This window comes from Achromobacter sp. ES-001 (assembly GCF_019448355.1).
GTDB lineage: Bacteria > Pseudomonadota > Gammaproteobacteria > Burkholderiales > Burkholderiaceae_B > Achromobacter > Achromobacter spanius_B.
On the sequence record NZ_CP079940.1, the window covers coordinates 222,290 to 242,773 of the forward strand.

The following is a 20,484-nucleotide window of genomic DNA, read 5'->3' on the forward strand; positions in this document are numbered from 1 at the left end:
AGGGGCGCGGGCATTTTCTTTTTTTCCTGGTTGACATGGAACGCATCAAAGCGCGTTATCGCAAGCTCGTTTTCTTTACCTGGTTCCTGACGCTGGACCTCATCATGTTCGGCGCGTTTGTGCGCCTGACGGATTCCGGCCTGGGTTGCCCCGACTGGCCCGGCTGCTACGGCAGCGTGACGCCGCTGGGCGCGCAGGGCGACATCCACCAGGCGTCACAAGCCATGCCGTTCGGCCCGGTGACCATGTCCAAGGCCTGGATCGAAATGATCCACCGCTACGTCGGTTCCATCCTGGGCATGCTCATCATCGGCATCGTCTATATGGCGTGGCGCTATCGCCGTGAACTGGGCCGGTCGCCCGCGCTGGCCGTGACCACCCTGGTGGCCGTGTGCGTGCAGGGCGCGTTCGGCGCGTGGACCGTCACGCACAAGCTGATGCCCGCCGTGGTGACGGCCCATCTGGTGTTCGGCTTGTCGGTGCTGGCGCTGATGACCTGGTTGTCGGCGCGTGAACGCCCGCATCTGGCGATCGCCGCGGCGGCCAAGCGCTGGAAGCCGTGGGTGGCGGCGGGCTTCGGCCTGCTGCTGGTGCAGGTGACGCTGGGCGGCTGGGTCAGCACCAACTACGCGGCGCTGGCCTGCATGGACTTCCCCATGTGCCACGGGCAGTGGGTGCCGGACATGGATTTTCACGGCGGCTATTCCGTGATCCGTGGCCTGGGTGAATTGCCCTCAGGGGAAATGATCTCGCAACCCGCGCTGACCGCGATTCATTGGGTGCACCGCAATTTTGCCTTCGTCGTGTTCCTGTACCTGGGCACGCTGGCATGGCGGTTGCGGGCCGAACCGGGCCTGCGCGGCCCGGCCACGCTGATGTTGGCGCTGTTGGGCGCCCAGCTGTTCACCGGCCTGACGACCATCTTTTTCCAGTGGCCCTTGCTGATCGCGGTGTTGCACAATGGGGGCGCGGCCGGTTTGACCTTGGCCGCCGTGGTGCTGATGGTGCGCTTGTCCACGGCGGGAAGCGTGCCGGCAGGGGGCTATGGCCCCAATTCGGTGCGCGTTTAAAATAGGGTCCACTATGACCAGTCTTGCCGCTCCTCAACCCGGATTGTTCCGCCAATACCTCGTCCTCACCAAGCCGCGCGTTACGCAGTTGGCGGTGTTTTGCGCGGTCATCGGCATGTTTCTCGCCGTGCCGGGCGTACCCGATATGCGCCGCGTGCTGTTCGGCACTATCGGCATCTGGCTGCTTGCCGCAGCCGCCTTCGCCATCAATTGCCTGATCGAACAGGAAGTCGACGCGCGCATGCTGCGCACCGCGCGACGCGCCACCGCGCGTGGCACCATTTCAGCCTTCCAGGTATTGAGCTTGTCCGGCTTGCTGGGCGGCGCGGGCATGTTCGTGCTGTACACGCTGGTGAACCCGCTGACCATGTGGCTGACGTTCGCCACCTTTGTGGGCTACGCCGTTATCTATACCGTCATCCTCAAGCCGCGTACGCCGCAGAACATCGTGATCGGTGGCCTGTCGGGCGCGATGCCGCCCGCGTTGGGGTGGGCAGCGGTGGCCGATTCGGTTCCGGCCGAAGCCTGGGTGCTGGTGCTGATCATCTTCATCTGGACGCCACCGCATTTCTGGGCGCTGGCGCTGTACCGCAACCACGACTACGCCAAGGCCGGCCTGCCCATGCTGCCGGTCACGCACGGCAACCAGTTCACGCGGCTGCACATCTTGCTCTATAGCGTGGCGCTGGTCGCAACGACGCTGTTGCCCTACGCCATCCGCATGAGCGGCGCACTGTATCTGCTGTCGGCGCTGGTGCTGGGCGGCATGTTCGTGTCCTATGCGTGGCGGTTGTACCGCGCCTATAGCGACGAACTGGCGCGCAGCATGTTCCGCTTTTCCATTCTCTACCTGGCGCTGCTGTTCGGCGCCCTGCTGGTGGACCACTGGGTCGGCCTGCTGCGCTGACCCCTGGAGGTTGTTGATGTCCGTGTTTTCCGCCAGCCGCCGGCTGGGCCTGCGCCTTGCCGCCGCCACCGCCGTGACGGTTCTTGCCGGCGCGCTTGCCGCCTGCGGCGATGCCGCGCCCAAGTTCAAGGGCAGCGACATCAGCGGTACCCAACTGGGCCGTGGCATGGAACTGACCGATACCAACGGCAAGAGCCGTCAGCTATCCGACTTTGCCGGCAAGGTGGTGGTGGTGTTCTTCGGGTTCACGCAGTGCCCCGACGTGTGTCCCACGTCGTTGGCAGAGCTGACCGAGGTGATGAAAAAGCTGGGCCCGGACGCCGACCGCGTGCAGGTGCTGCTGATTACGGTGGACCCGGAGCGGGACACGCAGGAAGTGCTCAAGCAGTACGTGACGGCATTCGACCCGCGCTTTTTGGGGCTGACCGGCACGCCGGATCAGATCAAGAAGGCGGCGGCATCGTTCAAGGCGTACTACGCCAAGGCCCCCACCAAGGACGGCAACTACACGATGGATCACACCGCCGCGTTCTACCTGATTGATGGCAAGGGCGAATCGCGCGTGCTGGCCAATAACAACCTGGGCGTGGACGCGCTGACGCACGACATCCAGGCGCTGCTCAAGAACTGAGGCAGTGGTGCCGGGGAAGGATCCGCACAGGGATCCATGCAGGGATCAGTTCGACGATCAGAAGAATCAGCAGAAAAATCAGCGGGCCGTAGTGCCCGCAGCAGCCCAGCCGGCCAACGCAGCCTGGGCTTTTTCATTCAGTTCGGCAACCGCGATGTCGTGGCGGTGCGAAATGATCATCAAGGCATAGGGCGTGGCCAGCGCCGCCGCTTCCGGGCACAGGCGCGATTCGTCGCCGACAGACGGCGAGACGTTGCGCCAGTAATTGATCGCCTGTTCGAGTTGGGGCAGGGAAATGGAATCCATCCGCCTATTGTCCACGAATGCACAAGGCTGTCCACCGCGCCGCGACGCGCTGCAACGCCTGCAAAGAAGCGTCACCATCGCAACATGCCGAAACTGCGCCCGGGTGCTATACCGATGCCGGTTAGTTACGATGGAGCATCGTCATGAATACATCCACCCGAATTCAAAGCCCGCGCAGCGGCTTGCACCCGCTGGTTGCGGCAGCCGCCATCGCCGTGATCGTCATGTGCGCAGTGGGCGTGGCCGCGGTGATGGGCTGGTTGCCCTCGCCCTCGGCCAACCCGCACGCCGATACGCCCGTGGCCGAAGCCGGCCCCGAGAGCGCTAACCCGGCGCCCGCGCCAGAGCCCGCCCCGGCACCGGCTACGCGTCAGGCGCAGCCATCCGCACCCGCGACGCAGCAGGCCCGCCCGGCGTCTGCGTCGGCCCCTCGCGCACCCGCGCCCGCCCCGGCGCAGCAGGCTTGTCAGAGCTGTGGCGTGGTGGAAACCATCCGCCAGGTGCAGGTGCCGGTCAAGGACAACAGCGATCACCTGGTCGGCACCATCGGTGGCGGCGTGGTGGGCGGCGTAGTGGGTAATCAATTTGGCGGAGGCAGCGGCAAGACGGCGCTGACGGTGCTTGGCGCAGTCGGCGGTGCTTTGGCAGGCCGCGAAGTTGAGCGTAATATCAGACAGCAACAAACGGTGACGCACTATGAGCTGACGGTCCGCATGAGCGACGGCAGTGCGCGCCAGTTTCGCAGCGCGCAGCCGTTTGCTTTTGCGTCCGGCGACCACGTGCGTGTGGAAAACAACCAGCTGCTGCCCGGATGATCCGCGGCCGGCGGCACTAGTCTTTGGGGAGACCTGGCATGAGCGACCAATTCACCAACCCGTTCGTCCTTCCTGGCATGGGGCAGAATTCCGATCTGTCGGGCAACCCCTTGCTGGCCAGCATGGAAATGATGCGCCAGGCCTGGGCGGGGTTGACCGGCCCGGGCGGCCTGGCCAGCAGCCTGCCGATGGCGCCTCCCATGAATCTTGAAGACCTGGACCGCCGTATCGCCGAATTGCGCTCGGTGGAGAACTGGCTGCGCATGAACTTGTCGATGCTGTCCTCCACCATTCAAGGCATGGAAGTGCAGCGCTCCACGATCAGCACGCTGCGCGCGTTTGTGGACAGCGCGGCCAGCATGGACATGAACGCCGTGCGCGATAGCGGCGCGGCCTCGCCGCTGGAAGTGGTGCTGGGTTTGAAGCCCGCGCCGAAGTCCGCCGCCAGGCCGGCATCGTCGGGTTCGTCCACGTCGTCATCATCTTCTGCATTCAGCGCGCGCGATGACAAGCCTCAAGATGCGCCGCCCGCTGATGCCGCTGCGGACGCCACCAACGCCGCCAACCCCAACAACGCGGCCGCGTCCGAATCTGCCGGGCCGGGCATGACCGAGCAGATGGGCGCCGCCGCCCAGTCCGCCTCCAAGGCCTGGTGGGATCTGCTGCAGCAGCAGTTCAACCAGATCGCCGCCGCCACCGCCGCATCCATGCCGACCAATCCCGCCGCGCCAACGGCCGGTGACGACGCCGGTCAATCCAAACCCAAGGACAACAAGGCCGCCGCCAAGTCCGAGCCCAAGGCTTCCAAGCCCGCCGCCCGCAAGACCGCGGCCAAGTCCGCTTCGAAGAGCGCCGCCAAGACCGCTCCTCGGGCATCCAAGAAAACCGGGCCTGCCGACGGCAAGCCCTGATCTCCTTCCAATCGACTCGCATCGGTCGCAAGGCCGTTTGCGCCGTCTCTTAACCTATCTGAACCTATGCTTAATGTAGTGATCCTCGCCGCCGGACTGGGCAAACGCATGCAGTCCAACCTTCCCAAAGTGCTGCACACGCTGGCCGGCAAACCCATGCTGGCCCATGTGCTGGACAGCGCGCGGCAGCTGAAACCCGCGCGCATCATCGTTGTGGTGGGCCACGGCGCGGACCGCGTCAAACAGGACTTTGAAGGCCAGCCGGATCTGCACTTCGTGTTGCAGCAGCCGCAGCAAGGCACCGGCCACGCTGTGCAGCAGGCGGTGCCGCTGCTGCAAGAAGGCAATGGCAAGGACGATGTCACGCTGGTGCTGTACGGCGACGTGCCGCTGGTGCAGCCCGACACGCTGCAACGCCTGCTGGATGCGCGCGGCGCGGGCGCCGCCGTCTTGACCGAAGTGCTGGACGATTCCACCGGCTATGGCCGCATCGTGCGCGATGACAAGGGCAACGTGTGCCGCATCGTGGAACACAAGGATGCGTCGGACGCCGAACACGCCATCAAGGAAGTGAACACCGGCATCCTGACCGCGCCGACCGCCAAGCTGAAAGACTGGCTGACCCGCATCGACAACAAGAATGCGCAAGGCGAGTACTACCTGACCGACGTGGTGGGCCTGGCCGTGGCCGATGGCGTGCCCGTGGGCGCGGCGCAGCCGGGCGCCGGCTGGGAAACGCTGGGCGTGAACAGCCGCGTGCAGCAGGCCGAACTGGAACGCCGCTGGCAGGGCGAACAGGCCCGCCGCCAGCTTGAAGCCGGCGTCACGCTGGCCGACCCCGCCCGTTTCGACGTGCGCGGCACGCTGTCTTGCGGACGCGATGTGTTCATCGACGTGGGCTGCGTATTCGAAGGCAACGTCACGCTGGCGGATGGCGTGCGTGTCGGCCCGCATTGCGTGTTGCGCGACGTCAGCGTCGGCGCGGGCACGCAGATTGAAGCGTTCAGCCATTTGCAGCAGGCCGAAGTGGGCCGCGATGCGCGCGTGGGTCCGTATGCCCGCCTGCGTCCGGGCGCTGAATTGGGCGACCGCAGCCATGTGGGCAACTTCGTCGAAATCAAAAAGAGCGTGCTGGGCGCCGACAGCAAGGCCAACCACCTGGCCTACATCGGCGATGCCGACATTGGCGAACGCGTCAACGTGGGCGCGGGCACCATCACCTGCAATTACGATGGCGTGAACAAGCACCGCACCGTCATCGAAGACGACGCCTTCATCGGCTCGGACACGCAGTTGGTGGCCCCGGTGCGCGTCGGCCGTGGCGCCACGCTGGGCGCCGGCACCACGCTTACCCGCGATGCGCCGGCCGACAAGCTGACCGTCTCGCGCGCCAAGCAGCTTACCGTTGAGGGTTGGCAGCGTCCCGCGAAGAAGTCGTGATGGCGCAGAACGACCCTGCCCCGGACAACGCCTCGGGCGGCCCCCGGGGCGCTTCCAACAGCAGCGCCAACGGCGGCCCCAACAGCAGCCCCAGCGGCAGCGCCAACAGCAGCCCAAACAGCAGCCCAAACAGCAGCCCAAACAGCAGCCCCAACAGCAGCCCCAACGGCAGCGCCAAAAGCGCGCTGCCCGACGGCTTGCCGGCGCCGCGTCGGTACTGGGCGGCCGCCACCGTCATGACAGGGATCAGCCTGTCGGTGCTGGACACCACCATCGCCAACGTGGCCTTGCCCACGATTTCCGTCGACCTGAACGCATCCCCGGCGCAGGCCGTGTGGATCGTCAACGCCTACAACCTGGCGGTGGTGATGGCGCTGCTGCCGCTGTCGGCGCTGGCCGAACGCATCGGCTTTCGCCGCATGTTCACCTTCGGCCTGATCCTGTTCACGCTGGCATCGCTAGGCTGTGCGCTGGCCGGCACGCTGTGGCAGCTGACCGCCGCGCGCGTGTTCCAGGGCGTGGGCGCCGCCACGCTGATGTGCATGTTCGGTGGCCTCGTGCGCAACATCTATCCGCTGCACATGCTGGGCCGAGGCATCAGCATCAACGCCACCACGGTGGCCGTGATGTCGGTGCTGGGGCCCACCATCGGGTCCGCCATCCTGTCGGTGGCCCCGTGGCCGTGGATCTTCGCCGTCAACCTGCCGATCTGCGTGCTGGCCATGTTCGGCCTGCGCCACCTGCCCGAAGTGCCGCGCAACGATGTGAAGCTGGACTGGATCAGCGCCTTGCTGTGCATGGCGACGCTGGGCGTCTTCATTTCCGGCGTCGACATGATGGGGCAGGATCTGCTGCGCGGTATCGGCCTGGTGGCCATTGCGACCGTGGCGGGGCTGGTGCTGGTGCGCCGCGCGCGCAAGCAGCCGGCGCCGCTGGTGCCGGTGGACCTGCTGCGCATCCGGCCACTGGCCTTTGCCGTGGGGGCGTCCGCCTGCACGTTCGCCGCGCAGATGGCGTCGTATGTCTCGCTGCCGTTCTATTTCCAGCAGGTGCTGGGCCGGCCCTATCTGGAAGTGGGCATGCTGATGGGCGCCTGGCCCGTGGGCACGGCCATCATCGCCCCGCTGGCGGGCCGCCTGTCTGACCGCTACTCGGCCGCCACCTTGAGCGGCGTGGGGGCGGCGACGATGGTGATCGGCATGCTGTGGCTGACCTTGTTGCCGGCCACGGTGTCCAACTGGCCCATCGTGGCGGGCATGTTCGTGGCGGGCGTGGGCTTCGGCTTCTTCCAGACTCCGAACAACCGCGCCATGCTGTCGGCCGCGCCCCGCTCTCGCAGCGGCGCGGCGGGCGGCTTGCAGGCCACCACGCGCGTGTTCGGCCAAAGTTTCGGCACCGCGCTGGTGGCCATCGCGTTCAGCGTCAGCCTGGCGCATGGCCCCGGGCTGGCGCTGGTGCTGGGCACCATTTGCGCGGCGCTGGCGGTGGTGGTGAATACGGTCCGGTTCAACAAACTGCGTGCCTAGCGGCCGTTGCGCCCCTGGGTCCCGGCCGCTTCTATAATGGCGGCCGGCGCCTGCTTCCCTTTGCCAGGCGCGCGAAATTCCTTATTTGAAGGCGTGCAGGCATGAAAATCACGGTCGTGGGTACCGGTTACGTTGGGTTGGTGTCGGGAGCGTGCCTGGCCGACATGGGCAACGACGTCATGTGTCTGGACCTGGACGAGGCAAAAATCGCCCTCCTGCGCCAGGGTGGCATCCCGATCTACGAGCCCGGCCTGGAAGACCTGGTCCGCCGCAACGTGCAGGCGGGCCGCCTGCAATTCACGGACGACGTCGCGCAGAGCGTGGCCTTTGGCGACGTGCAGTTCATTGCCGTGGGCACCCCGCCCGGCGAAGACGGCTCGGCCGACCTGAAGTACGTGCTGGCGGCCGCGCAGAACATCGCGCGCCACATGACGTCGCGCAAGCTGATCGTGGACAAGTCCACCGTGCCGGTGGGCACCGCCGACAAGGTGCGCGCCGTGGTGGCCAAGGAACTGGACGCGCGCGGGGTCGACATCCCCTTCAGCGTGGCGTCCAACCCCGAATTCTTGAAGGAAGGCGCGGCCATCAATGACTTCATGAGCCCCGACCGCGTAATCGTCGGCGCCGACGACGACTACACCGTCGGCGTCATGCGCCGCATCTACGAGCCCTTCCAGCGCACGCACGACCGCCTGATGGTGATGGACGTGCGTTCGGCCGAGCTGACCAAGTACGCCGCCAACGCCATGCTGGCCACGCGCATCTCGTTCATGAACGAAATGGCGAACCTGGCCGAAGCGCTGGGCGCCGACATCGAGCAGGTGCGCCGTGGCATCGGCGCGGACCCGCGCATCGGCTACCACTTCCTGTACCCGGGCGCCGGCTACGGCGGTTCCTGCTTTCCGAAAGACGTGCAGGCGCTGGTCAATACGGCCGCCGAGAATTCACTGCCGATGCGCGTCATCGAAGCGGCCGAAGCCGCCAACCACGCGCAGAAATTCCGCTTGTCCGAAAAGCTGGTCGCGCGCTACGGCGAAGACCTGCGCGGCCGCAAGATCGCGTTGTGGGGCCTGTCCTTCAAGCCCAACACCGACGACATGCGTGAGGCGCCCAGCCTGACCGTCATTGCCGAACTGACCCGGCGCGGCGCCGAAGTGCGCGCCTACGACCCCGTTGCCATGCACGAGGCCGCCCGCGTGATGGTCGGGCAGCCCGGCATCAGTTTCGCCACCGATATGTACGACGCGCTGGACGGCGCCGACGCGCTGCTGATCGCCACGGAATGGAAAGTCTTCCGCGCCCCGGACTTCGACCGCGTGAAGGCCCTGCTGAAAACGCCGCTGATCATCGACGGCCGCAACCTCTACACGCCGGCCGACGTGCGCGGCATGGGCTTCGAGTATTCCGGTATCGGACGCGCATGAAGATCCTGCAACTGAACTTCGAGAAAGGCTGGCGCGGCGGCGAACGGCAGACGCTGTATTGCATGCGCGCGTTCCGCAAGGCCGGCCACGATGTCGAAGTGATGTGCCGGGAAGGCGCCCCGTTGGCCGAACGCGCGCGCCAGGAAGGGTTTGTGGCGCATACGCGGCGCAACGTGCCCGGCCAGCTGGCGTTTCTGGCGGGTGCGGGCCGCTATGACATCATCCACGCGCAAACCGCCAACACCATCACGTGGGCCGTGCTGACCAAATGGCTGCATCGCCGCCCCGTGGTGTTCTCGCGGCGCACGTCGTTCGTGGTCAAGCCCGGCGACGAATGGAAAACCGGCTTCAAGTGGCGCCACGCCAACCTGTTCGTGGCCATCAGCGAGATGGCCGCCAGCGAACCGCGCCGGCTTGGCATTGAGCCCGTCATCATCCGCAGCGCGGTCGAACCGCACGCCATCAACGCCGACAACGTCGCCAACCTGGTGCGTGAATTCGACCTGAGCGGCAAGAAGGTCATGGCCACGTCCGCCGCGCTGATCCGCGACAAAGACCCCGTGACGCTCGTGCGCGCCGTGGGCGAGTTGGCCAAGACCCGCCGCGACTTCGTCTTTCTGCACTTTGGCGCCGGCGGCGACCGCGAACAGCAGGCCAAGGACGAAGCCCGCCGTCTGGGCATCGAAGACGTCTACCGCTTTGCGGGCTTTCGCAAAGGCGTCGAAGACTTCTACAGCATCCTTGACGTGTTCGTCATGAGCTCCGAAGAAGAAGCGCTGGGCAGCAGCGTGCTGGACGCCTTCTTGCAGCATGTGCCGGTGGTGTCCACCGATGCGGGCGGCCTGAAGGAAAGCCTGGCCGACGGCCGCGGCGTGCTGGTGGCCGTGGGCGACCACCAGGCCATGGCCGCCGGCATGGCCCGCTGCCTGGACGACGGGGCCTTCCGGCAAGACATCACACAACGCGCGTACGAGTACGTGAAAAGCGAACACGACGTGCAGAAGATGGGCAACCGCTATCTGGCGCAGTTCGCGCGCTTGTTGGGTCGGGCCTAGCCTCTAAACGTTTTTTGCTCGACGCGGGGTAGTCCAAACCGGCTGCGGGCCTGTTGCTGGCGAATAGCGCCCGCGAGGCACCAGGGGACAACATTGCGTCCGCGCCGACCCCGCTTCACGCCCTGACATCAATCCGCGTTTCGAATTTTGCCCGGTGCACCGAAAAGAACGTGCGCACGTTGCGCACGTTGGCCTGGGCGGTGAACGCGCGGTGGACCAGCGCGTGATAGGCGGGCATGTCCTCTACTTGGGCGATCACCACGAAATCTGGTCCGGGCGACACCCGGTAGCACTGCAAGACCGCGGGCTCGGTCAGCATGCTTTGCTCGAACGCGTCCAGGCTTTCGGCTGCCTGGACGTCCAGGGTGATTTCCACGATTGCCGTCAACGTGCTGCCCAGCTTTTCGGCCGCCAGGATGGCGACTTGGCGGGCGATGACGCCTTCGTCCACCAGGCGCCGCACGCGACGCAGGCACGTGGGAGGCGACGCATGCACCCGCGCGGCCAAGTCCTGATTGGTCAGTGAACTGTCCACTTGAAGCTGCTCAAGGATACGCAGGTCCAGATCGTCCAGTTCCGGCTGCGGCAAAGCGGGAGGCTGCGTCGGGTTTTGCATGATTAATTCAAAAATGTCGGTTCTACGAAAGATAATTTAATCACAAATACGTAAGTAAATTAAATTCCATACGAAGCAATAATAAGAAATCATATTTCTTGGCGCCTCGCGCACAATGCGTCGGTACCCGAACTTAAGTGGAGTTTTCCTATGTGCGGCATTGTTGGCGCCGTCGCCCAGCGCGACATCACCCCGATCCTGGTTGAAGGCCTGAAGCGGCTGGAGTATCGCGGCTACGACTCCTGCGGCGTCGCCGTGTATGCAGACGGCCACCTGCGCCGCACGCGCAGCACGCAGCGCGTTGCCGAGCTGGCCGACCAGGTTGCCCAGGACAAGGTCCAGGGCTTTACCGGCATTGCGCACACGCGCTGGGCCACGCACGGCGTGCCCGCCACGCACAATGCGCACCCGCACTTTTCGCACCTGGGCAATGAAGAGCCCCGTATCGCGCTGGTGCACAACGGCATCATCGAAAACCACGACGAACTGCGTGCCGAACTGCAAGCCGTCGGCTATGTGTTCGAAAGCCAGACCGACACCGAAGTCATCGCGCACCTGGTGAACCACCTGTACGCGGGCGACCTGTTCGAAGCCGTGCAAAACGCCGTGCGCCGCCTGCATGGGGCTTATGCGATTGCCGTGTTCTGCCGCGATGAACCGCATCGCGTCGTGGGCGCGCGCCAAGGCTCGCCGCTGGTGGTGGGCGTGGGCCAGAACGAAAACTTCCTGGCGTCCGACGCGCTGGCGCTGGCCGGCACCACGGACCAGATCATCTATCTGGAAGATGGCGACGTTGTCGACCTGCAACTGTCGCGTGTGTGGATCGTGGACGCCAACGGCAAGAACGTGGACCGCGAGGTGCACACGGTGCACGTGCACACGGGCGCGGCCGAACTCGGCCCGTACCGCCACTACATGCAAAAGGAAATCTTCGAACAGCCGCGCGCCGTGGGCGATACGCTGCAAGACATCGAATCGATCACGCCCGAGCTGTTCGGCGACGATGCCTACAAGATCTTCAAGGACATCGATTCGCTGCTGATCCTGGCTTGCGGCACCAGCTACTACGCCGGCCTGACCGCCAAGTACTGGATCGAATCCATTGCCAAGATTCCGGTGGCCGTGGAAATCGCCAGCGAATACCGCTACCGCGACAGCGTGCCGAACCCGCGCTCGCTGGTCGTCACGATTTCGCAGTCGGGCGAAACCGCCGACACGCTGGCCGCGCTCAAGCACGCGCGTTCGCTGGGCATGGACAAGACGCTGACCATCTGCAACGTGTCCACCAGCGCCATGGTGCGCGAATGCAAGCTGTCGTACATCACGCGCGCCGGTGTTGAAATCGGCGTGGCCTCGACCAAGGCCTTCACCACGCAGCTGACCGCGCTGTTCCTGCTGACGCTGGCGCTGGCGCAAGTGCGCGGCCACCTCAGCGAAGAACAAGAAGCGGACCACCTGAAGGCGCTGCGTCACCTGCCGGTGGCCATCGGCTCGGTGCTGGCGCTGGAACCCCAGATCATGGCGTGGGCCGACCGCTTTGCGTCCAAGGAAAACGCCTTGTTCCTGGGCCGTGGCATGCACTATCCGATCGCCCTGGAAGGCGCGTTGAAGCTCAAGGAAATCAGCTACATCCACGCCGAAGCCTACCCGGCCGGCGAACTCAAGCACGGCCCCCTGGCGCTGGTGACGGAGCACATGCCCGTCGTTACCATCGCGCCCAAGGACGAGCTGCTTGAAAAGCTGAAATCCAATATGCAGGAAGTGCGCGCACGTGGCGGCGAGCTGTATGTGTTTGCCGATGCCGACAGCAAGATCCAAAGCGCCGAAGGCATGCACGTGATCCGCATGCCGGAAAACTACGGCAAGCTGTCGCCCATCCTGCACACGATCCCGCTGCAACTGCTGTCGTACCACACGGCATGCGCGCGCGGCACCGACGTGGACAAGCCGCGCAACCTGGCCAAGAGCGTCACGGTGGAATAACGCCGAGGTTCATCTTTCAGGTTCTGAAAACGAGAAAAAGGGGCTGCCATGCCACGTCCCGATCTCAATCTTCTGCTGGCGCTCGATGCGCTGCTCGACGAGGGCAGCGTTATCGGCGCCGCGCGCCGCATGCACCTGAGCGCGCCGGCGATGAGCCGCACCTTGAGCCGCATCCGGGAGGCGCTGGGCGATCCCGTGTTCGTCCAGGTCGGTCGCAAGCTCATGCCGACACCGAAAGCGTTGGCATTGCGCGAGCAAGTGCGCGCGGCGGTCGAACAGGCCTCGCAGGTGTTCGCTACCGATGCCGAGATCGATCTGAAATTGCTGGATCGGCGTTTCAATGTCCGCGCTACCGATGAGTTTGTGAGCATCCATCTGGGTCATCTCCTGGATGCGATGGCGCGCGAGATGCCACGGGCGATGCTGCGCTTTTCGCCAGAGGAAGACGACGTGGACGAAGAGGCGCTGCGCAGTGGCCGCATCGACCTGTTCATCAGCGCCTCGCGCAAGCTGGGGCCCGAGATTCGTGTGCAGCCCCTGTTCACCACGACGTTCGTGGGCGTCGCGCGCGCCAACCATCCGATTTTCGACGACGAGATCACGCCCGAACGCCTCACGCGCTGGGAGCACATCAACGTGTCGCGGCGCGGCAAGGCCGTCGGGCCGCTCGATGCCGCGCTGGAGGCGCAGGGGCTGCGTCGGCACGTTGCCCTGGTGGTGCCCAATCCGTACACGGCGCTGTTCGCGTTGCAGGATTCGGATCTGCTGCTGCCCTTGCCGCGGCATCTGGCCAGCACCGCGCTGTCCGCGGGCCTGCGCATTCGCGTGTTCGACCTGCCAACACCGCTGGAAACGGTGCTGCTGACCCAGGCCTGGCACCCGCGCCTGGAGGGCGATCCCGCCCATCAATGGCTGCGGCAGACCATTCATACGCTTTGCAACGAGAGCCAGGCGCAGGCGGCCAAGCGCGCCAAGCCATAGCGCAAAGCTTGCTCCGATGCGTGCGTATCACGCAATCGTTCGAGTGCAATAAATTCACTTTTCGGAATGATCGGCCCTGCCTACAGTGACGCGTATTGATCACTGTAGAAGGGTTGCATCGTGCCGTCGGCGAACGTGCCTGAAGCAAATTCGGGCGTCTTTCCACGCCTTTCCCGGTTTCGCGAGCGGTTGGCGCGTGGGCTGCCTTATCTCGATCTGACGACGCCACGCGCGACCTATGTGATGCGTTCGATCCTGGCCGCCTGGCTGGCCTTGGTGGTGGCCTATCTGCTGGAACTGCACGCGCCCTACGCGGCGGCTTCCAGCGTGCTGCTGGTCATCAACCCTGTCCAGGGCGGCGTGATCGGCAAGGGGGCGTGGCGGGTGCTGGGTACGCTGGCCGGAATGCTGGCCGCCTTCGTCCTGATGAGCGCCTTCGGACAGATGCCCTGGCTTTTCCTGCTCGGGTTCGGCGTATGGCTGGCGGTATGCGTGGTGGGCATGACGCTGCTGCGCCATTTCCGGGCCTATGGCGCCACGTTGGCGGGCTACACCGTGGGCTTGGCGGCTTACGGCGCCATGCAGCATCCGGAACGCACCTTCGATCAGGTGATGGGGCGCGGCGCGTCGGTGCTGATCGGCGTGGTCTGCCTGGCGCTGGTGTCGGCCCTGTTCAGCAGCCGCAGCGTGCATAGCCGCCTGGCCATACTGCTCGACCGCCTTGCGGCCGCCACGGCGGGCGTGCTGGCAACGCATCACCAGGCCATTCAAGGTAGCGCGGCGCCGGGCGCCAAGCCGCTTGACGCCGGACGGCGTTCGCTTATCACCGAGCTGTATGGCGTGGACGATCTGCTGGCGCTGGGCAAGGCCGAGTCCGCCGATCTGGCCCATCGTGCCGGCACGGTGCGGCACACGATGGTGTCGTTGTTTTCCGCCTTGGTGGGCGGCGCGCCGCCCTGGCGCGAACACCGCGCCGGCCTCGCCGCGCTTAGGGCGTTGCAGCCGGAATGGGAGCAGGCATGGCGGGAGGTCGCGCAGGCTTTGCGGCAGGAACGCGGCCCGACCGAACGCGGCCCGGCCGAACGCGGCCCGACCGAGCGCGGCCCGACCGAACGCGGCCCGACCGCAACGACGCGTGCCATCGGGCGGCTGATCGACCTGCGCGCCCGGCTGGTGGCCGTCCTTTCCTCGACCTCGCTGGACGATGCCTCCGAGCAGGCCGCGCTCATGATCGCCGGCGATCGCCTGATCGAGCAGTTGGACGATTACCTGCAAGCCATCGACGGCATCAAGCGTTTCCACCACCGCACGCCGACGCCGGCGCGCGTCTCCGTGCCGTTTCACCGCGACACGGTGGCGGCTTTCCAGAATGGCGTGCGCGCGCTGTTGACGGTGTTGATGGGCGGCGCCTTCTGGATCGCCACCGGCTGGACGGAAGGCAACATGATGCTGGCGGGCTTGGCGGCGGCATGCGCCCTGCTGTCCACCGCGCCTAATCCCGCGCTGGGTGCCGTCGAATTCATCAAGGGCACGGTGGCCGCCGTGGCGATGGCCTTTCTGTGCACCTTCATCGTGCTGCCGCACGTCTCGGGCCTGCCGCTGCTGCTGGTCGTCCTGGGCCTGTTCTGGCTGCCCGGTGTGTATGCCACCACGATGCCGCGTTATGCGCTGGCGGGCGCGGCGTATCTGGTGGCGTTCACGACACTGGCGGCGGCGGACAACCCCATGCGCTACGACTTTGCGCTGTTCCTCAATGGCGCCGTGGCGTGGGTCCTGGCGACATGTTTCACGCTGCTTGGATTCAGGATCGTGCTGCCGCGCAACCTGGCGCGCGACGTCACGCGCTTGCGCCGGCGCATCCGCGACGCGGCGCTGGGCACCTTGCGCGGCGAGCCGCCCGATGCATCGGCCTGGCAATGGCGCCAACAACACCGCATCGCGCAACTGGGCGCCTTGCTCAGGACGCAGCCGCAGGCGATGGATCGCGCCATCGCCCAGGCGCTGGCGAGCCTGCATCTGGGTCGGGAAATCCTGCGCCTGCGACGCTGGCTGCGCCAGGCGCCGCAGCACGCCGAGTGGCCGCGCGTGGTGGCGCGCACGCTGCGCCATCTGCGCCGGCGGGTAGGGGATCCCGCGCGGGCCGCACGCCATGCCCGCCGCGCCGCAACCGCCTTGGCGCGATTGCCGGTGCGGTCCGGCGCCACGACGGATGACGTGCGGCGCGTGACGGTCGTGCTGCTCGACATCGCCGCGCTGCTGGAACGCCATGCGAACGACGATCCGTACCCCTCTGAAGGCCACACCCATGCTCAGTGAATTTTCGTTGGGCGGCATCTACCTGCCGCCGTTCTTTGTCTACGCCTGCCTGGCCTTGCCGCTCTATATGGGCCTTCGCTTTGTGCTGGCGCGTTGCGGGGTGCTGCGTTGGGTGTGGCATCCGGGCCTGTTCGAGTTCGCCATTTCCCTTTGCCTTGTTTCCCTGTTGGTGCTTTATGTCTGAACGCTTATTTCCCGCCAAGCTGCTGCTGCGGGCAGGACTCACCCTTGCGGTGGTCGTTGCTGCCGGCTTTCTGGTCACTGCGCTGTGGCGCGCCTACGTCGTCGCCCCGTGGACCCGTGATGGCCGTGTCAGCGCGCAAATCGTACGTATCGCTCCCGAGGTGTCAGGCACCGTCGTCCAGGTCTCGGTCATGGACGATCAATACGTCAAACAGGGCGACCTGCTCTATCGCATCGACAATGCCAGCTTCGCGCTGGCATTGGCCCAGGCCGAAGCGCAGTTGGCATCAGCCGAGGTGTTCTTGCGCCAGAAAACCGAAGAGGCGCGGCGGCGCCGGGGCATGGAAAGCCTGGTGCCGGCCGAGGACATCCAGCGGGCGAACCAGGCGGTCGCCATCGCGCGGTCCGACCTACGCAGTGCACAGGTCGCCGTGGATAGGGCGAAGCTGGATCAAGCACGCACCGAATTGCGCGCGCCAACCGATGGCTACATCACGCGCCTGCGGTTGAACAAGGGCGACTACGCCGTGACGGGCCAGCCCAACATCGCGCTGATCGATGCCCACAGCTTCTGGATCACCGGGTACTTCGAGGAAACCAAACTGCGCGGCATCCAACCCGGTGCGGCGGCGCGGATCCGCCTGATGGGGTTCGACCAGGTATTGCCGGGGCGGGTGGCCAGCATCGGGCGAGGCATTACCGACAGCAACCAGCAGGCCGACGCGCAGGGCTTGCCCAGCGTGGAACCCAGCTTCAGTTGGGTCCGGCTGGCGCAGCGCATCCCGGTGCGCATCGAGTTCGAGCATGTCCCGCATGACGTCGTGCTGGCGGCCGGCATGACCGGCAGCATCGAGGTCACGCCGTCGGCGGGTACGCCGGTGCCCCAGGGCCGGCTGATCTCGCTGCTGCACGGCTGGTTGTAAGGACAAGGCGATGCATGTACCCATCCCTCGCACGCAAGCACGCCTTCGGCGGGCACTGCTTCCTTTTCTGTTGGCATTGCTGACCGGCTGCACTGCCGTCGGCCCGGACTATCGCGCGCCGACGCTGGATGTGCCCGCGCACTGGATTGAGGCCGACGCCGCCATGTCCGATGGCGACCACGATGGTCTGCGCACCTGGTGGCGCGCCTTCCAGGATCCCTTGCTGGACCGGCTGGTCGAACAGACCCTGGCGCACAATCAGGATCTGGACATCGCCTTGGCACGCCTGCGCCAGGCACGCGCCGAGCGCGTGCAAATTGCCTCGGCCGCCCTGCCCGAGGTTTCGGTCGGCGCTGCCGGCGAGGCCGCACTCGGCAGCAAGGCACTTAGCTCGCAGCCGGGCGGGCGGGCGCGAACCTGGCATCTGGGGTTCGATGCGAGCTGGGAGCTGGACCTGTTTGGCGGCACGCGCCGCGCGGTCGAGGCCGCCGACGCCGGTATCCAGGCGTTGGCCGAGGACCATCGTGCGCTGCAGGTGAGCCTGGTGGCCGAACTGGTGTCCGACTACGCCGGGCTGCGCGCCGCGCAACTGCGCCTGGCCATCGCGCAAGACAACATTCGTTCGTTGGCCGAGGCGGAACGCTTGGCCGAGCAGGCGCACCGCGGTGGTCTGGGCACGCTGGCCGACGTTACCCAAGCTCGCGCCGAGCGCGAGATTGCCGAGGCGCAGCCGCCCCTGCGGGAAGCAGACATCGCCCGTTTCAGCCATGCCATCGGTGTGCTGACGGGCGGGTTTCCCGGGGACTGGCACGCCGCCCTGGCAACGTCCGCGCCGGCGTTGCCCATGCCGGCCGACTTGCCGCTGTCATTGCCTTCGGACGTCATTCGCCAACGCCCCGACCTGCGCGCGGACGAACGGCGCCTGGCCGCCGCCACGGCGCAAATCGGCGTGGCAGAGGCCGCACGCTTTCCCACATTCCGTATTCCCTTGGAGTTCGGCACCACCGCCAGCGTCATCCACGACCTGTTCTCAGGCGCCAGCCTGGCATGGTCGGCGGCGATGCAGGGCAGCCAGTCTGTCTACGACGCCGGCAGCGCGCGAGCCGGCGTGGCTGCGGCACAGGCCAACGCCGACGCGGTGCGGCGCGTCTACGAGCGGGACGTGCGTTCGGCGCTGCGCGACGTAGAGGACGCCTTGACGGCATGGACCAGCGAACGCCAACGGCAAGCCGCGTTACAGAAAGCCGTGACCGCCAGCCAACTGGCCCTGCAACAGGCCTCACAGCTCTACGCGCGAGGGTTGAGCGCCTATCTGCCCGTGCTGGTGGCGCAGCGCAGCCTGAACCAGACGCGCGATGCCTTGGCGCTGAGTCAGATGGCGCAACTACAGGGAGGCATAGCCCTGTACAAAGCGCTGGGGGCGGGCTGGGCGGACACGACATCGGTCGGCCAACCCGCTCAGGCGGCCGCCAAAGAAATAACGGCGACGCAATGACGCCTTGATGCGGTGGAGAGTTAAGTACGCGGCGCCGGCCATGAACGGTAAGCGTCTTTCATATCAAGCACTTGGCCCACCGCATGCGGTGGGCCAAGTGCGTTTGATGGCAGTTGTTTGCAGGGCATTATCCGGCCGATTATGGCTGCCTTGTACACAACGATTTTGCATTACAGAATTATTGCTTTAGGCTATTAATAAATTGCCGCTGAACGGGCATTATGTTTTTCAGTATGGTTAAACAAAAATAAGAAATACCCTTTTTTATATTCACTCACAATTACCCGGCGTTCCTGTGTTGCGGTTTGTGTAATGAATGTAATTATTTGAGGGAAATCCCGGGGTTTATTACGGGCGCCCTGACTCATTTCCACAGCAATAAAAATTTTTAGAAAGAATATTGCTGTCTGGCCCCTCTACGATTCGTTGGCTCATCAAGAAACGGGTATGTATACGTTTCGAGCCGTAACTTTCCTTAAGTAATCAGTCCGCCCAATGGGGGCAGGCGTATATCGATTTTGAATCGATTTACATGCCTCCGGGTGTCGATTTCTAGTGTCTACGACACGACGAAAACAGTGAGGCCCCCGTGGTAAAGAGAATCGCAGTGTGTGGCCTTGGATATGTCGGCCTGCCCGTAGCCGTTGCATTTTCCAAGCGCTTTGATGTCATCGGCTTTGATGTGGATAAGCGGAGAATCGCACGACTGAAAGAGGGACACGACTGGACCGGCGAGATTGAAGACGACGTCCTGCGTGCCTCTGCAATGACCTTTACCGACCAGATCTCTGAACTGGAAGGGTGCGACTTTTTCGTGGTTGCCGTTCCCACGCCCGTCGACGAAAAGAACAACCCCGATTTTTCCTTGCTGGTGCGTGCGTGCCAGTCCATCGGACCCGTGCTGCGTCCGGGCTGCATCGTCGTGTTCGAATCCACCGTCCACCCCGGCGCCACCGAGGAAATCTGCGGCCCCGAGCTGGAAAAAGTGTCCGGCCTGCGCTGCGGCATCGACTTCAAGCTGGGCTACAGCCCCGAACGCATCAACCCGGGTGACCGCGAGCATCCGCTGGAAAAGATCGTCAAGATCGTATCCGGCCAGGATGAAGCGTCGCTGGAAATCATTGCCGGCGTGTACGAGAAGATCATCGACGCCGGGGTGCACCGCGCCTCGTCCATCAAGGTGGCCGAAGCCGCAAAGGTGCTGGAAAACACCCAGCGCGACATCAACATCGCGCTGATGAACGAGATGTCCAAGATCTGCGATCTGGTCGGCATCCGCACCTCGGAAGTCCTGAACGCCGCCGGCACCAAGTGGAACTTCCTGAAGTTCTCGCCCGGCCTGGTCGGCGGGCACTGCATCGGCGTGGACCCGTACTACCTGACCTCCAAGGCGCAGGAACTGGGTTACCACCCCGAAGTCATTCTGTCGGGCCGCCGCATCAACGACGGCATGGCCAACCACGTCGCGCAGCGCATCGTGCAGACGCTGGCCCGCAATGGCCGCCTGAATGCGTCCACCCGCGTCGGCATCCTGGGCATGACGTTCAAGGAGAACGTGCCCGACATCCGTAACTCGAAGGTCGTCGATCTGTACAAGGCGCTGGGCAGCTACGGCATCACGCCGGTTGCCTGCGACCCGATGGTCGACCCCGAGCAGATGGAACACGAATACGGCATCAAGCTCGTCCCCCGCGCGCAATTCGGCGGCATGGACGTGTTGATTCTCGCGGTGCCCCACCGCGAAACCATGGAGACCATCTGGGAAGACATCCCCGGCTTGGTCAACAGTGGAGGCATGGTGTGCGACTTGAAGTCGGTGCTGGATAGCAAACGCCTTGCCCCCGACCTCTTGTACTGGACTCTTTAAGTTCAGGCTCGCTATCCATCACTACAGGAGAGACC

General features: G+C 65.1%; 19 protein-coding genes. 16 read left to right on the plus strand and 3 right to left on the minus strand.

The window, feature by feature from the left end:
* The first annotated feature begins 35 nt into the window (after positions 1-35).
* The 3 genes from KYT87_RS01065 to KYT87_RS01075 are packed head-to-tail and all read left to right on the plus strand — an operon-like array spanning position 36 to position 2,608.
* The gene (locus tag KYT87_RS01065; RefSeq protein ID WP_104144719.1) at positions 36-1,070 is read left to right on the plus strand and encodes a heme A synthase; all 1,035 of its coding nucleotides are present in this window, start codon (positions 36-38) and stop codon (positions 1,068-1,070) included.
* Between the two features lie 13 nt (positions 1,071-1,083).
* Positions 1,084-1,977 (plus strand): heme o synthase, encoded by an 894-nt coding sequence (gene cyoE / locus KYT87_RS01070; RefSeq protein WP_046805297.1) that lies wholly within the window; start codon positions 1,084-1,086, stop codon positions 1,975-1,977.
* A gap of 16 nt (positions 1,978-1,993) precedes the next feature.
* Positions 1,994-2,608, plus strand: a complete 615-nt coding sequence (locus KYT87_RS01075) for an SCO family protein (RefSeq protein ID WP_046805298.1) — start codon at positions 1,994-1,996, stop codon at positions 2,606-2,608.
* Between the two features lie 78 nt (positions 2,609-2,686).
* Here KYT87_RS01075 and KYT87_RS01080 read toward each other — a convergent pair whose 3' ends face one another.
* Entirely contained in the window at positions 2,687-2,914 is a 228-nt protein-coding gene (locus KYT87_RS01080; protein WP_046805299.1) for a DUF3717 domain-containing protein, read from the minus strand.
* Between the two features lie 143 nt (positions 2,915-3,057).
* Here KYT87_RS01080 and KYT87_RS01085 point away from each other — a divergent pair, with 143 nt between their 5' ends.
* The 3 genes from KYT87_RS01085 (at position 3,058) to glmU (ending at position 6,080) form a co-directional block, all read left to right on the plus strand.
* Positions 3,058-3,729, plus strand: a complete 672-nt coding sequence (locus tag KYT87_RS01085) for a glycine zipper 2TM domain-containing protein (protein ID WP_219991546.1) — start codon at positions 3,058-3,060, stop codon at positions 3,727-3,729.
* Between the two features lie 38 nt (positions 3,730-3,767).
* Entirely contained in the window at positions 3,768-4,640 is an 873-nt protein-coding gene (locus tag KYT87_RS01090) for a PhaM family polyhydroxyalkanoate granule multifunctional regulatory protein (RefSeq protein ID WP_219991547.1), read from the plus strand.
* Between the two features lie 66 nt (positions 4,641-4,706).
* Positions 4,707-6,080, plus strand: a complete 1,374-nt coding sequence (glmU, locus tag KYT87_RS01095) for a bifunctional UDP-N-acetylglucosamine diphosphorylase/glucosamine-1-phosphate N-acetyltransferase GlmU (protein ID WP_046805302.1) — start codon at positions 4,707-4,709, stop codon at positions 6,078-6,080.
* On the opposite strand, the gene KYT87_RS01100 is transcribed toward glmU, so the two are convergent.
* A complete protein-coding gene (locus tag KYT87_RS01100; RefSeq protein ID WP_219992804.1) occupies positions 6,040-6,348 on the minus strand; it encodes a hypothetical protein in 309 nt (102 codons plus the stop codon). The genes glmU and KYT87_RS01100 overlap by 41 nt on opposite strands.
* Here KYT87_RS01100 and KYT87_RS01105 point away from each other — a divergent pair.
* The 3 genes from KYT87_RS01105 to KYT87_RS01115 all read left to right on the plus strand — a co-directional run bounded on the left by KYT87_RS01105 (position 6,266) and on the right by KYT87_RS01115 (position 10,085).
* The gene (locus KYT87_RS01105) at positions 6,266-7,606 is read left to right on the plus strand and encodes an MFS transporter (RefSeq protein WP_104144757.1); all 1,341 of its coding nucleotides are present in this window, start codon (positions 6,266-6,268) and stop codon (positions 7,604-7,606) included. The two genes, KYT87_RS01100 and KYT87_RS01105, sit on opposite strands and share 83 nt — an antisense overlap.
* Before the next feature lie 101 nt (positions 7,607-7,707).
* Entirely contained in the window at positions 7,708-9,030 is a 1,323-nt protein-coding gene (locus tag KYT87_RS01110; RefSeq protein ID WP_104144722.1) for a UDP-glucose/GDP-mannose dehydrogenase family protein, read from the plus strand.
* Complete coding sequence (locus KYT87_RS01115; protein WP_219991548.1) at positions 9,027-10,085, plus strand: glycosyltransferase family 4 protein; 1,059 nt, start codon at positions 9,027-9,029, stop codon at positions 10,083-10,085. Before KYT87_RS01110 ends, KYT87_RS01115 begins: the two co-directional genes overlap by 4 nt.
* Positions 10,086-10,200: 115 nt before the next feature.
* Here the strand turns inward: KYT87_RS01115 and KYT87_RS01120 are convergent, their stop codons facing one another.
* Complete coding sequence (locus KYT87_RS01120) at positions 10,201-10,701, minus strand: Lrp/AsnC family transcriptional regulator (RefSeq protein ID WP_219991549.1); 501 nt, start codon at positions 10,699-10,701, stop codon at positions 10,201-10,203.
* A gap of 150 nt (positions 10,702-10,851) precedes the next feature.
* On the opposite strand from KYT87_RS01120, the gene glmS reads away from it, so the two are divergent.
* From glmS to KYT87_RS01155, 7 genes are all read left to right on the plus strand, one after another.
* Positions 10,852-12,684, plus strand: a complete 1,833-nt coding sequence (glmS, locus tag KYT87_RS01125; RefSeq protein WP_104144725.1) for a glutamine--fructose-6-phosphate transaminase (isomerizing) — start codon at positions 10,852-10,854, stop codon at positions 12,682-12,684.
* Between the two features lie 48 nt (positions 12,685-12,732).
* Positions 12,733-13,665, plus strand: coding sequence for a LysR family transcriptional regulator (locus KYT87_RS01130; RefSeq protein WP_219991550.1), 933 nt, complete (start codon positions 12,733-12,735; stop codon positions 13,663-13,665).
* Between the two features lie 135 nt (positions 13,666-13,800).
* Complete coding sequence (locus tag KYT87_RS01135; RefSeq protein WP_255593783.1) at positions 13,801-15,981, plus strand: FUSC family protein; 2,181 nt, start codon at positions 13,801-13,803, stop codon at positions 15,979-15,981.
* Positions 15,971-16,165 carry a DUF1656 domain-containing protein gene (locus KYT87_RS01140; protein ID WP_219991551.1) on the plus strand — a complete coding sequence of 65 codons (195 nt, stop codon included), beginning with the start codon at positions 15,971-15,973 and terminating at the stop codon, positions 16,163-16,165. The genes KYT87_RS01135 and KYT87_RS01140 overlap by 11 nt, the downstream gene beginning before the upstream one ends.
* Positions 16,158-17,087 (plus strand): HlyD family secretion protein, encoded by a 930-nt coding sequence (locus KYT87_RS01145; RefSeq protein WP_219991552.1) that lies wholly within the window; start codon positions 16,158-16,160, stop codon positions 17,085-17,087. The genes KYT87_RS01140 and KYT87_RS01145 overlap by 8 nt, the downstream gene beginning before the upstream one ends.
* Before the next feature lie 10 nt (positions 17,088-17,097).
* Positions 17,098-18,582 carry an efflux transporter outer membrane subunit gene (locus KYT87_RS01150; RefSeq protein WP_219991553.1) on the plus strand — a complete coding sequence of 495 codons (1,485 nt, stop codon included), beginning with the start codon at positions 17,098-17,100 and terminating at the stop codon, positions 18,580-18,582.
* A 607-nt stretch (positions 18,583-19,189) separates the two neighbouring features.
* Complete coding sequence (locus KYT87_RS01155) at positions 19,190-20,449, plus strand: nucleotide sugar dehydrogenase (RefSeq protein ID WP_082134506.1); 1,260 nt, start codon at positions 19,190-19,192, stop codon at positions 20,447-20,449.
* The last annotated feature ends 35 nt before the right edge of the window (positions 20,450-20,484 follow it).